Source organism: Marinomonas sp. HM11-D, from assembly GCF_057626615.1.
In genome coordinates, this window is sequence record NZ_JBMMKT010000002.1 from 253,656 (window position 1) to 267,060 (window position 13,405).

The window sequence follows — 13,405 nt, forward strand, 5'->3', positions numbered from 1 at the left end:
AGTAAGAAGATGGTCATACGAAAGCACGTTCAAACATGTTTGGTAGTAATGCTTCTTATGATGTCCTCCTGGGCGTCTGCCGATACTCAGTTTCGACTGATAGTCGACGCCTCTGGTAGTATGCTGATCAGTGATCCTGACAAGCTTACTGCCGAATCCCTTAAATTGATTTCTGATCTAGCGCCAGAGCAAAAAGCCACGCTCGGTGTTTGGCTGTTTGGTGAACAGGCTCGTGTGTTGTTGCCTGAAGCCGTGATCAATCCCGCTTCCAAAGTTCGCCTGAATCAAGCCGTCAGCAACTACACTCCTGGGGATTTACAGACCGACCTTGAGTCCATTATTCGTATGCTATTGGATACGCCGGACGCAGGGGATTTAGCGCCAGGTTTTGATCGCCATTGGGTGCTGGTGACCGACGGTATGGTGGATGTCAGCTTAGATAAAGCAGTGAACGATGCCTCGCGTGGCCGTATTATGAATGATCTAGCTGTGCAATTGGCTGAACGCGGAATTCATCTGCACACGGTTTCCATGACCAGCTATGCCGACAAAGAACTACTTAAATCCGTTTCCACCCGCACCGACGCTATTTACACTGAAGTGGCGACGCCGGATGAAATGCTGGAAACGTTCGACCGAATCTTTTCCCAAGCGGCACCTTCTGAAGAGGTGCCTTTTGAAGGCAATACTTTCTTTATCGATGATGCGATTGAAGAAGCCACGTTACTGATCTTCAACAAAGAAGGTGAGTCACCGGTGATTTACCAGCCTGAAGGGCAGCGTCTGAATTTAGCTGCGGCGAATGTGTCAGCGGTAACAGCGCCGCACTATTTGCTTGCCACCATTGCCAAACCCAAAGTGGGGACTTGGCGTGTTGAAAATGTCGACCTAGAGCGCAGTAATATTCGTGTGATCACGAAACTGAGCGTACAAGCGACCAAGGTAGCCCCCGTAATTTTTGTGAATGAGCCTATCTACTCCACTTTGGGTTTGTTCCAAGATAAACAACTGATCCAAGATCCGGAGTTGCTTAACTTAGTAACGGTCAAGCAGCGTTTAAATCTACTGAGTGGCGAGACCACTAAGGAAATCCAACAAGCGCCTTTGCAGCTGGCGAACCATCAGTTTAAGCACAAAATTGATCAGATTTCTGAGCCGGGTAATTACGAGTTAATCTCCGAAGTGGACGGTAAAACCTTTGTGCGTAAGTTGAGCCAGTTTTTCAGTGTCGCTGAACCGATCAACGTTGAAGCAGAGACGCAAGGTGAAAACCTGGTGATGCTGTCGGCTAAACCGACCAACCTAAGATTAAACATGCTGCGCAGTAACGCCCATGTGATCATTACAGCAAACGATGGTGGTGAAGAAACCCTAGAAATGCCGCTGATCGGTGAGGGATTCTGGCAGAAAATTTACCCAGTCGCGCCTAATAGCCAAGTGAGCGCTAAGGTTCATTTGATTGGCATTACGCAAATGGGTGTGCGCTTTGAATACACCTCAGCGCCCTGGTATTTAACCCGAGATGGGGCTGGTGAGGTGACTATTAGCCGTACTGCTAATAATGGCAGCAATCCCTTGATGGCCATGGCTGGGGTAAACCAAGCGCTAACACCATTGGTGGTGACACCGCAAATTGCCGTCGTCTCAGCGGAAGAATTGGCTAAAGAAGACGCAGTAGCCAGTGATGAAAATGCCGAGCCAGAGCAAGTAGCAGCGGAAAACCTTGCTGAGGAGCCTCAAGAGGCCACTCAAGAGGAGCAAGGGCTGACTACAGCGGATTGGGTGTTATACGGTACTTTAAACGGTATCGGCGTATTAGTACTGGTGGCGGGTTATTTGATATTCCGCCAGCTGCGCAAAAAACGTAAACAAAAAATAGAAGATGAATTAGATGTGTGAGTTGCTTGGAATGAGTGCCAATGTCCCGACGGACATTTGCTTCAGTTTCTCTGGCCTACGTGCCCGAGGTGGTCGTACTGGTCCCCACAAAGATGGCTGGGGTATGGCCATGTATCGCGATAATCAGGTGTGGGCGATTCATGACCCGCGCCCAAGTGCCGATTCCGATATGGCTGACGTGATGAGTAAAACTTCGTTGAAATGCGATATTGTCATCAGCCATATTCGCCAAGCGAACGTGGGTCATGTGTGTTTGCCAAATACTCATCCGTTTAGTCGTTTGCTGTGGGACACCACTTGGAGCTATGCCCACAATGGTCAGTTAGATACACCACAAAGTCTGAGCCTGCTGACTCATTTCCCGTTGGGTACGACGGATTCGGAGCGTGCCTTTTGTTGGATTATTGAGCAGTTGTTGGCGAAATTTGGCGATACCATGCCGGATGTGCAAACGCTGACGAACACCTTGGCTGAGCTTTGTGATCGCTTGCGTGAGAAAGGCGTGTTCAACATGATGCTTTCCAACGGTCAGTACCTATTCTGCTACTGCACCACGAAACTTCATTGGATTACCCGCCGAGCACCGTTTAAGCCCGCGACCTTGGCGGACGAAGATATGACGGTAGACTTCAAAGAAGTGACCACCGATAAAGATGTGGTGACTGTGATCGCCACTCAACCTTTGACCGAAAATGAATCTTGGCTGCAAATGCAAACGGGTGAGTTGTGTGTGTTTGAGGCAGGCGAGTTAGTTGCTCAGGTTAAGCCTAAAGCAACAGAAGACGCGTAAGCCTAGTCTCGAAACCATAAAAAAGCCGACTGCGGTCAACCGCAGTCGGCTTTTGCATTTCAGTAAGGCATCAGCGAATTATTGAACGGTTTCGTTCTCGCTGAATTCACCTTCAAACAATGCCGTTGATAGGTACCGCTCACCTGAGTCAGGTAGAACCACAACGATTTTCTTATCCGCGAACTCTGGCTCTTGGCTTAGACGTTCTGCCGCGACGACCGCTGCACCACAAGAGATGCCGCATAGGATGCCTTCTTCGCGCATTAGGCGTTTGGCCATGGCAATCGCATCTTCGTTTGACACTTGCTCAACGCGGTCAATCACAGACAAATCTAAGTTCTTCGGAACGAAGCCTGCACCGATACCTTGGATTTTGTGTGGCGCTGGCGTTGGTGTTTCGCCGTTAATTGTTTGCGTGATCACTGGTGAAGAAGTCGGCTCCACTGCAACGCTGACAATGGCTTTACCCTGTGTGTTTTTGATGTAACGGCTCACACCTGTGATCGTACCACCTGTGCCGACACCTGCTACGAATACGTCCACGTCACCGTTGGTGTCGTTCCAGATTTCTGGGCCAGTCGTTTTTTCGTGGATTTCTGGGTTAGCTGGGTTCTCAAACTGCTGTAGTAATACAAAGTTTGGATCTTGTGCGATTTCTTGAGCTTTTTCGATCGCGCCTTTCATACCTTTAGCAGGTTCTGTTAACACGATGTTTGCGCCCAAGGCTTTCATAACTTGGCGACGCTCAAGACTCATGCTTGATGGCATGGTGATAGTGATTGGGTAGCCGCGTGCTGCTGCAACGAAACACAGTGCGATACCTGTGTTGCCACTGGATGGCTCAACGATGGATTTGCCTGCTGTTAATACGCCACGTTTTTCTGCATCCCAAACCATGTTTGCGCCGATACGGCACTTAACAGAGAACGCAGGGTTACGAGCTTCGACTTTTGCCCAGATATTACCGTTACCAATGCGGTTAAGACGAACTAGAGGCGTGTTACCGATGGTTAAGGAATTATCGTTAAAAACTTTATCTGACATGGGCCATCCTTATTGTTGGGTTTTAATAGGTGTTACGTTGATACATTGTAGAGCTCAACTATAAACAGTTCCAAGCAAAGGATGTAAGAATTTAGAACTATAAGGTTAGATAAGTGCATCCTGAAAAGGTGGTTGATAGAGTCAACGCCAAGCTCGGTATTTAATGATAGAATCCCATTCATATTAAACAGTTATCACCCACCAGTCCGATGCTGGTGGCGTCTTTGTAAGGTCCGTTGTACTTCATGCGAGATAAACAGGAAACAGTTTTGCAGGATATTCAGCAAACTGCATTAATGGTGAAAGATCGCCATGCCATCACTCGAAAAGTAGAGATGCTAGATAAGCGTCGTAGTGAGGGTCTACCGACTTCTAAGCTGGAAGCTGAATTAGCACAGCTGGTCGAGGCTTCTAAAGCTTTATATCAAGCTCGCCTAGAGCGCATGCCGAAAGTGAAATACGATGAGTCGCTGCCCGTCTCGGCACGTCGTGATGAAATCGTCAAAGCCATTCAAGACAACCAAGTGGTGATCATCGCCGGTGAAACAGGTTCCGGTAAAACCACTCAGCTACCAAAAATGTGTTTGGAAGCGGGTCGTGGTATCAATGGTCAAATCGGCCACACGCAACCTCGTCGAATTGCTGCCCGCAGTGTCGCCGAGCGTATCAGTGATGAGCTTGAGGTTAAATTGGGTGAGGCGGTTGGTTTCCAAGTCCGTTTTACCGATGAAAGCCAAGAAGACACCCTGATCAAGTTGATGACCGATGGTATCTTGCTGGCGGAAATTCAGCAGGACAAATACCTGCAAAAATACGACACCATCATCATCGACGAGGCCCACGAACGTAGTCTGAATATCGACTTTTTGTTGGGTTATCTAAAGCGCGTCATGGTGCAACGTCCCGATCTAAAAGTGATCGTGACCTCAGCGACCATTGATGTGGAGCGTTTTTCTCGCCATTTCAATAATGCGCCGATCATCGAAGTATCGGGTCGAACCTACCCAGTTGAAATTCGTTACCAGCCGTTGTTGAGTAAATCGGACGTTGAAGAACTGGACGAAGATCAGTCCATGGAACAGGGCATTCTTGATGCGGTGACTTTACTGATCGCAGAAGAACGTAACTCTGGTTATCGTGGCGCAGGCGATATTTTAGTGTTCTTGCCTGGTGAACGTGAAATTCGTGAAACAGCCGATTTGCTGCGTAAAGAAGAACTGCGTGATGTGGAAGTGCTACCGCTGTATGCCCGTCTAAGCAGTTCCGAGCAGCAACGCATCTTTAAACCACATGGCGGCCGTCGCATTGTACTGTCGACCAACGTGGCCGAGACCTCGCTGACGGTTCCTGGTATCCGTTATGTGATCGACCCAGGTTTGGCCCGCATCAGTCGTTACAGTGTGCGCTCAAAAGTACAGCAACTACCGATTGAGAAAATCAGCCAAGCCAGTGCCAACCAGCGTGCTGGACGATGTGGTCGTGTGGCGGAAGGTATCTGTATTCGTTTGTACGATGAAGAAGACTTTAACGGTCGTCCTGAGTTTACCGATCCAGAAATTTTCCGTACTAACTTGGCGTCGGTTATTTTGCAGATGGCTAACTTGCGTCTTGGCGCAGTAGAGAAGTTCCCATTTGTGGAGATGCCTGAAAAGCGCATGATCAACGATGGTTACCGTGCTTTGACCGAGTTGGGGGCCCTGAAAGGGGACCGCTTAACCACCATTGGTCGTCAGCTGGCGAAATTGCCAATTGACCCGAAACTAGGGCGTATGTTGATTGCCGCGAACGACCATGATGTGCTCAAAGACGTGGCGATCATTGTCAGTGCGTTGTCGGTACAAGATCCACGAGAGCGTCCACAAGATAAGAAAACCCAATCGGACCAGTGTCACGCCGTCGACAAAGACGAAAACTCCGACTTTATGGTGCTGTTGAATTTGTGGCAGCGTTTTGAAGGTCAGCGTCAGGAATTGTCCCAGAACCAGCTTCGTCAGTATTGCCGCAAGCAATTCCTGAACTTTATGCGCATGCGTGAATGGCGTGATATTCACCGACAGATCATCATTGCCTGTAAACAACTTGGCTTCAAAGAAGTCGAGCACGAAGAGCGCCAATACGATTCGATTCACCGTGCCCTGTTGGCCGGTTTGTTTACCCAAGTGGCGAACAAGATGGATGACACCAAAGACATGTTGGGTTGTCGCTCGCGTAAATTGTCGATCTTCCCAGGTTCTATGTTGTTCAAGCGTCCTCCGCAATGGGTGATGGCCGCTGAGCTAGTGGAAACCAGCAAGCTGTACGCCCGTATCGTGGCGAAAATCGATCCTGTGTGGGTGGAAGAATACGCAGCTCCGTTTGTAAAGCGTCAGTACTTTGATCCGCACTTTGAGCGCAATCAAGGCAAGGTCGTCGCCTTTGAACAGGTGTCTTTGTACGGTTTGATCTTGGTAGCGAAACGTCGCATCGATTACGGCCATGTGAACCCTGAAGATGCTCGCGAAGTGTTTATCCGCCAAGGTCTGGTGGAAAATGGCTTGAAGTCAAAGGCTAAGTTCTACACACATAACCAAGATCTGATCAAAAACGTGGAAACCCAAGAGGCCAAATTGCGTACTCGCGATATCTTGGTCGACGACGAAGCGGTGTTTAGCTTCTACAACTCGCGTTTACCGGAAGATGTACGCAATCAAAAGAGCGTTGAGTATTTTGCCAAGCAAAACCCTGATGCCTTGTTGATGACCCGCGAGGACTTGATCAATCAGGATGTCAAAGTCGATGAATATGCGTTCCCAGATAATTATTCATTGAACGGTGTCGCGCTGCCGATTGATTACGCCTTTGCGCCGGGGCAGCAGCAGGACGGTGCCACCTTAAAAGTTCCGGTTGGCTTGCTACGCCAGCTGACGTTGGACGAATTAGGTTGGGCGGTGCCTGGTTACGTGAAAGAGCGATGTGAATCCTTGATTCGTGCCTTGCCTAAAGCCTTACGTCGCCGTTTTGTTCCGATTCCACAGTTTGTTGAGCGTATTTATCCGAATTTATCCAAGGATAGAGGTGATCTACTCGAGCAGTTGTCGTTGCAGATTAAGCGTGAAACCTTGATTGATATTCCGCTCACAGAATGGAATGCAGAACGTCTAGATGGACACTTAACACTGAATATCGATGTGATCGATGAACGTGGCAAGGTGTTGGGCAGTGGCAAAGATCTTTCTGAGCTGCAACATCGCTTTGCCGAAATGGTTGAGAAGAGCTTTGCTAAGTTTGGTACTAAGAAGCATGAACAGGCAGAGCTGACAACATGGCCTGATCAAGATGTACCCGAGCGTCAGGAACTACAGCAAGCGGGTATCAAGGTCACCGCTTTCCCAGCCCTGGTCGCTAACCAAGGCTCGGTGTCGCTGAAAATGTTCGATGACCCAAACACGGCTTTAGAAGCACATCGAAAAGGGGTCATAGCCTTACTAAGGTTAGCGCTGAGCAAGGAAATGAAATACCTCGAAAAGAACTTGCCGAAACTGCGTGAATCGATGTTGTTGTTTGCTCCGATTGGTAAGAAAGAAATTCTATTAGACGACTTACTTGATGCCATCATTGAGAAGGTATTCTTAGAAGAACGTCCATTGCCACGTACTAAAGCTCAGTTTGAACAATCTTTAGCGGATCATCGTAATAAGTTGGTGACCATCGCTAATGAAATGGCACTACAATTACATTCAGTACTGTCAGCGTATCAGCAAGTGGCGAAACGAATGAAAGGCTCCATTCCATTGCCTTGGACCCGTGTGTATGGGGACATCAAGAAGCAATTGGAAAACTTGGTGTATCCAGGTTTTATTGGTGCGACACCTTTGTTTTGGTTGGGCCAATTACCAAGATACTTCAAAGGGGTAGCGGTGCGCTTAGAGCGCTTCCAAAACCACTTAAATAAAGAAAACGCTGCGGTGGGTGAGTTAGAGAACCTTTGGGAACAGTACCTGCGTCAGAAGAAAGCGCACGATGATAAAGGTATTTATGACCCGAATTTAACTCGATATCGCTGGTTGTTAGAAGAGTACCGTATTTCATTATTCGCTCAGACAGTAGGCACATTAGAACCTATTTCCGACAAGCGTTTAGCGAAACAATGGCAAGAAGTTAAAAAGCTTGTTTGATCTATAGGGAGATAATTTATGAAACACTTAATCGCAAGCTTGGTGATGCTGATGGCGTCCTGTGTGGCCGTTGCAGAAACGACGACCACGGAAGATCCGTGGGAAGGCTTTAACCGATCGATTTTTAGCTTTAATGAAACAGTCGATAAGTATGGTTTAAAGCCTTTAGCGCAAGGTTATGACGCGGTCACGCCGAATTTTATGCAAAAGGGTGTAAGTAATTTCTTCTCAAACTTAGGGGAAATTCCAAACACCTTTAACAATTTATTACAGGGTAAGTGGGACGCAACGGCTTCCTCAACATCACGCCTTTTAATCAACAGTACCATCGGTATCTTTGGGCTATTTGATGTAGCTGGGGCTATGGGGATTCAGCAATACGAAGAAGACTTTGGCCAAACCTTAGGTTATTGGGGCGTGGGCAGTGGCCCTTACTTGGTGTTGCCATTCTTTGGCCCATCAACTGCCCGTGACGCTAGCGGCATGGTCGTGGACTATTCTTTGTATGACGGTTTGGATTTATATGATCTGAGTGCTGACGAAAAATGGATCGCGCGTGGGGTGAATATTGTACAAACTCGGGCTAAGTATTTGTCTGCCGAACGTATGATTTTCGGAGATCGTTACTCTTTTTTACGAGATGTCTACATTCAAACTCGTGAAGGTGAGGTAAAAGATATTTCTAATGTACAAGAATCATCCGACCTTTCCACGCAAGTGCCTGCTAACGAAGATGGCAGCCAAGATTCTTGGGGCACCGAAGGTGACTCATGGGGAGAAGCGGATTCTTGGGGTGAAACCGACTCTTGGGGAGAAGAGTTGTAATCTAGTCAGATGACACAGTTAAGGCGTTGATGAAATTAATGTTTGATAAATGGCTTGTTTCTGGCGCTATAATGCTTACCACTTTGTTTAGTGGTGAGCTGTTGGCGTCTCAGGCTAACCCAATCACTCTTACGCTTTACACTTGGGAAGATTACACAGACCAAGCTTTACTGGATGAATGGCACGCTAAGACGGGCATTAAGATTCATCAAGTGTATTACGATGATGAAGCTCAGCGTAATCTCGTGCTGTCGGGACACGCAAGTAGCCAAATTGATGTGGTGGTTGTGGACGCGCCATCGATTAGCATTTTAAGTGGCGCTGGGCATCTTTATCCGGTTGCAAAACAGCCGAATCGTGAGACTTATTGGCCTTCGGCTTGTGGCCGATACGGTCGGCAGTATTTATGGGGATCCTTCGGTTTAGTGTATCGTACCGATAAGCTGACTGAAGCACCAACAAGCTGGAAGTCGTTATTGGTACCATCTACTGAATTACGTGGTCATGTAGGGATGTTCGGGCAGGCAGATGAAATTATAATGCCAGCCTTATCAGCATTGGGGTATCCGATTAATGCAAACGGCGAAAAGGAACTAAAAGAAGCATTTGAGCTGTTGAAAGTGCAATCGTCATCTGTGCGCACTTATGATTATATTTACTCTTATGTCTCAGCGAATCCAGAACAACAGGATGTTTGGGCTGCACCGGCTTATTCTGGAGACCAATATGGTTTAAATGAGATACAAGGTGGTGATTTATGGCAGTATATTATTCCCGAAGAGGGAGCGATAATATGGATCGACTGTCTTGCTATCTCCGCTAATTCTAAAAATAAAGAAGAAGCCCAAGCATTTATTGATTTCTTGACCAGTAAAGAAAATAGTGCCCGAAGCTCAGAAACATTATGGGTAGCTAGTCCGTATTTGGACGCAAAAAGCCTTATTGATGAAGAAGTTTTGAACGACCCAACTGTGTATTTAGACTCTGAATTGCTTGAGAAAGCTAAGCTTTTTCAAACGCTTAGGGGATCTGAGATTTTACAAAGGACGCGCATCAAGGACGCTTTAATTCGTTATCATGACTCTAACTAAGCGCTTAGTACTCCTCGTGTTACCTATCCTTCTTGTCGGGGTAGTGGTAGCAACGATTGGTGTTTACCGAATTCAAATTGATACGCTGACGGAAGTTGAGCAAAATCGTTTGGACTTAAAACTGTTGCAAGCCAAAGTCGAATTTGAGCGGGAAGCCAATATCAGTGCTGATATTATTTCTCTGCTTCTCGAAGGGGAAACCTTGGTGAATTTTACTCGCTATGTGGGTCAAGACATACGTGAGTATTTGGTGACGCAGCGCTTAGACTTTCTAATCAATGATGTTTTAGGTGATGAGCAAAATCGGGTTCTGCTATCTGTATTCGATGCTAATGGTGAGCCAATTTATCACTATGAGCGCAGTAACAATCCATTTACTAGTATTCCAGACTATGTGCCTAGTTTTGCGCATTCGTTAGTTTCTAAAAACGTGCCGGATACACAAAAACTGATGTTTTTGAACGATGGTCGACACGCTTACATGTATGGCAAAGCCATCGACAGCAGAACCTTTACTTCTCCAGTTCGTCCTTCATTGAATGACTCCTTGGCCATTGTGGCAACGGTCTATCTAGAGTCTTTCGATCATATGGTTAACGATCTTCAAAAAGAGTACGGTAAGGCGCCTTTAATTGTTAACCGCACTTCTGAATTAACCTCAAACGATTCGCCTTCCTTACGCAAAGTCAGTCTTTATCCAGGCTTTGATTTGGAAATGGAGCTGTCGGCACAATACCTGCGTCAAGCGCGAACTTATCTAGTAGATTGGATGATTGCGGTTGCCGTGGCTTTGGGACTTGGTATTACCGGTTTATTGCTGTTTCTTATCAAGCGTTACATCATTTCGCCAATTGAGACCCTTGATCAGCAGCTGACGCTGGTGATGGAAGAGCAACAATCTAATATTCAGAAACCAGTGGGCGAAGACGAGGTCAGTCGTTTAGGTAGTAAATTCTATGAGCTGTATGATCAGCTTCATGCCAATTTACGGGAGTCACAAACCCTCGCGGTCACGGATGCCTTGACCAAGTTACCAAACCGTACCCGCTTCCAAGAATTTGCTAAACGTGCCTTGATTCGCGCTTGGAATCGCCACAGCCATGTTTCCTTGATCTACATCGATCTTGATAACTTTAAGTTTGTGAATGACCGTCTCGGCCACGAAGCAGGGGACGAGTTACTTCAGCATGCGGCCCGATCTTTCCAAGCCTTGCTCCAAGATGACCAGCATCGTAATCACAGTTCCTTGGTCTCCCGTTTGGCGGGGGATGAATTTGCCATTGTTCTAGCCCATGAAAACATCGACGAGCGTCTCACATTGGCTTCTAACCTAGTGGCGCTGTTTGAAGGTGGCTTTAAAACAGAACGTTATATCACGCCGGTGTCGGCCAGTGTTGGTATTGCCAGCTATCCAAACGATGGTGAAGATTTACGTGAGTTGATTGCCAACGCGGACATGGCCATGTACCACGCTAAGCGTACCGGTAAAAACCGTTTTGCCGCGTATTCACATACCATTGCCCGTGAAGCTCGTCGTGTGAAACTGGTCGAAGATGCTCTAAAATTCGTCAATTGTGATGAAGAGTTTTCATTGATGTTTATGCCGTTTGTGGACGGCAATCATAAAATTAAAGGCTTGGAAGTCCTGCTGCGTTGGCACTCTCCAGAGCTTGGGCAAATTACCCCAGATGAATTTGTGCCGATTGCTGAGCAAACCGGCTCCTATACGAAAATTGATGATTGGGTGTTCCGCAACGCCTTTTCACAATTGGCCAAGCTACAAGAGTTTCTGGGTGAAGACATAGTGATCGCTATTAACATTTCCGCGGGTGAGTTAGGGCAAGCGGCCTTTGCTGAGCGCATCATTAATCTTAAGAAAGAGTTTAATGTACCGGATCGTTCGGTAGAGCTAGAGATTACTGAAACCTTTGGTTACTTCGCGGTCGAACAGGTCTTGTCTGTCTTGCGTGAACTACGTGAGGCGGGCTTTAAAATCTCGATCGACGATTTCGGTATCGGCTACACACCGTTGCTGCAAATGATCGACTATCCGGTGGATAAGGTGAAGTTTGATAAAGAGTTGGTAGATCGTCTCACCACCAATGGTTATCGACTATTATTGGAACCAACTATTGAGCTGTGCCATATCCAAAAAATTAAAGTCACGGCTGAAGGTGTTGAAAACAATGAGAAATTCGACATTTTAAAAGGCGCTGGTTGTGATTACTTCCAAGGTTACTCTATTGCACAGCCAATGGGGCTTGGTGAACTGCGTCAATGGCATATGGAATACACCGAAGCAATTAACAATCAACAATAAAAAAGAGGCCGCGGCCTCTTTTTTAGTTTGCGATAGAAAGATTATTCACTTGGGGTGACACGCAGTAATTTACCCGAGTCCGTGCTGATCATGATCGAGCCATCGTCAATTTCAATCACATCGCGCATACGCTCATTAAGAGCTTCTAGAAAGCGCGTTTCAAATACTTCCCCTGACTGTAGGCGAACGTTGTTTAAGTGGCGTAGCGCCAGCGCTGTGGATAGGAAATCACCATGCCAATCTTTAAATAGGTCGCCACGATAAATCAGTAACGAACTAGGAGCGATAGAAGGGATAAAGACCTTCTTAGGCTCTTCTACGCCTTCTTTGGTGGTGCCTTCACCTACCTGAAGTGGGGCCCAATACTCTTTGCCAAAGGAAACGATAGGCCAGCCATAATTGGCGCCAACACGAATCAGATTAATCTCATCACCACCACGAGGACCATGTTCGTTTGACCAAAGCAGCTTTGTCGCCTTGTCATAAAATAAACCCTGAGGGTTGCGGTGGCCAAAGCTCCAGATTTCTGGGCGAATATTGCCGTGACGTACATAAGGGTTGTCACCAGGTACTGAGCCATCTAGATTAAGGCGTAAGATACTACCTGCGTGGTTCGATAAGTCCTGGGCGTTGGCACGTTCGCCTCTATCACCAACAGAGAAAAACACGTGACCGTTTTCATCAAAGGCAATACGGCTACCGAAATGTTGGCCTTTGGAAGAGGACGCATCAGCGATTAATAGATCTTGCCAATCTTCTAAGCGATTTCCTGATAATTTTGCACGAGCAAGGGCTGTGGTGGCGCCTTCTTTGGTTGGGTGAGCGTAAGTGAAGTAGACCCAAGACGTGGTGTCAAAATCCGGTGATAGGGCAACATCCAATAGGCCGCCTTGACCAATGCGGGCAATCTTAGGCAGTCCGCTGATCTCCTGTGACTCACCTGTCTGCATATCAATGCGCAGTAATTGGCCGTCTAAAATCGTCACCAGTAGGGTGTTGCTATCAAGTTGTGTCATACCCCATGGAATGCCATCGAGTTGCGCTACTTGGTTGATGTGGAATTCTGGTTCTGCTTCTGCGGCATAGCCCAGCGTACTGACAACCATCAGTAGACCAATACTAATTTTTTTAATACGTTGAAGCATATGTATACCTAGTTTCATTCAAGAATCCTGAGTATAGATAGCAAAAGCATAAGAAATGGGATTACAGAGCGGGTTCCATAATCATTGCGGAAAGCTTGCCAACTGGCCATAAATCCAGCAAGCAGAAATACAAAACG

At 47.0% G+C, this 13,405-nt stretch carries 8 protein-coding genes; 6 read left to right on the forward strand and 2 right to left on the reverse strand.

All coding sequences use genetic code 11. The features are described from left to right. Positions 1-57: 57 nt before the first annotated feature. A complete protein-coding gene (locus ACOSVP_RS03610; protein ID WP_487346123.1) occupies positions 58-1,899 on the forward strand; it encodes a vWA domain-containing protein in 1,842 nt (613 codons plus the stop codon). Then, positions 1,892-2,689 (forward strand): class II glutamine amidotransferase, encoded by a 798-nt coding sequence (locus ACOSVP_RS03615; RefSeq protein WP_487346124.1) that lies wholly within the window; start codon positions 1,892-1,894, stop codon positions 2,687-2,689. Before ACOSVP_RS03610 ends, ACOSVP_RS03615 begins: the two co-directional genes overlap by 8 nt. Positions 2,690-2,767: 78 nt before the next feature. On the opposite strand, the gene cysK is transcribed toward ACOSVP_RS03615, so the two are convergent. Then, on the reverse strand, positions 2,768-3,733 hold the full coding sequence (gene cysK, locus ACOSVP_RS03620) for a cysteine synthase A (protein WP_487346125.1): 966 nt from the start codon (positions 3,731-3,733) through the stop codon (positions 2,768-2,770). 245 nt (positions 3,734-3,978) lie between these two features. Here cysK and hrpA point away from each other — a divergent pair, with 245 nt between their 5' ends. Genes hrpA through ACOSVP_RS03640 form a run of 4 tightly spaced genes read left to right on the forward strand, consistent with a single transcriptional unit; the run spans position 3,979 to position 12,123 of the window. Beyond that, complete coding sequence (gene hrpA / locus ACOSVP_RS03625) at positions 3,979-7,887, forward strand: ATP-dependent RNA helicase HrpA (RefSeq protein ID WP_487346126.1); 3,909 nt, start codon at positions 3,979-3,981, stop codon at positions 7,885-7,887. Positions 7,888-7,905: 18 nt separating this feature from the next. Continuing rightward, complete coding sequence (locus tag ACOSVP_RS03630; RefSeq protein WP_487346127.1) at positions 7,906-8,712, forward strand: MlaA family lipoprotein; 807 nt, start codon at positions 7,906-7,908, stop codon at positions 8,710-8,712. Between the two features lie 38 nt (positions 8,713-8,750). Beyond that, positions 8,751-9,803, forward strand: a complete 1,053-nt coding sequence (locus tag ACOSVP_RS03635; RefSeq protein WP_487346128.1) for an ABC transporter substrate-binding protein — start codon at positions 8,751-8,753, stop codon at positions 9,801-9,803. A gap of 16 nt (positions 9,804-9,819) precedes the next feature. Then, the gene (locus ACOSVP_RS03640; RefSeq protein ID WP_487346129.1) at positions 9,820-12,123 is read left to right on the forward strand and encodes a putative bifunctional diguanylate cyclase/phosphodiesterase; all 2,304 of its coding nucleotides are present in this window, start codon (positions 9,820-9,822) and stop codon (positions 12,121-12,123) included. A 41-nt stretch (positions 12,124-12,164) separates the two neighbouring features. On the opposite strand, the gene ACOSVP_RS03645 is transcribed toward ACOSVP_RS03640, so the two are convergent. Next, positions 12,165-13,286: a PQQ-dependent sugar dehydrogenase gene (locus ACOSVP_RS03645; RefSeq protein WP_487346130.1), complete on the reverse strand. Its 1,122-nt coding sequence runs from the start codon at positions 13,284-13,286 to the stop codon at positions 12,165-12,167. Positions 13,287-13,405 lie beyond the last annotated feature (119 nt).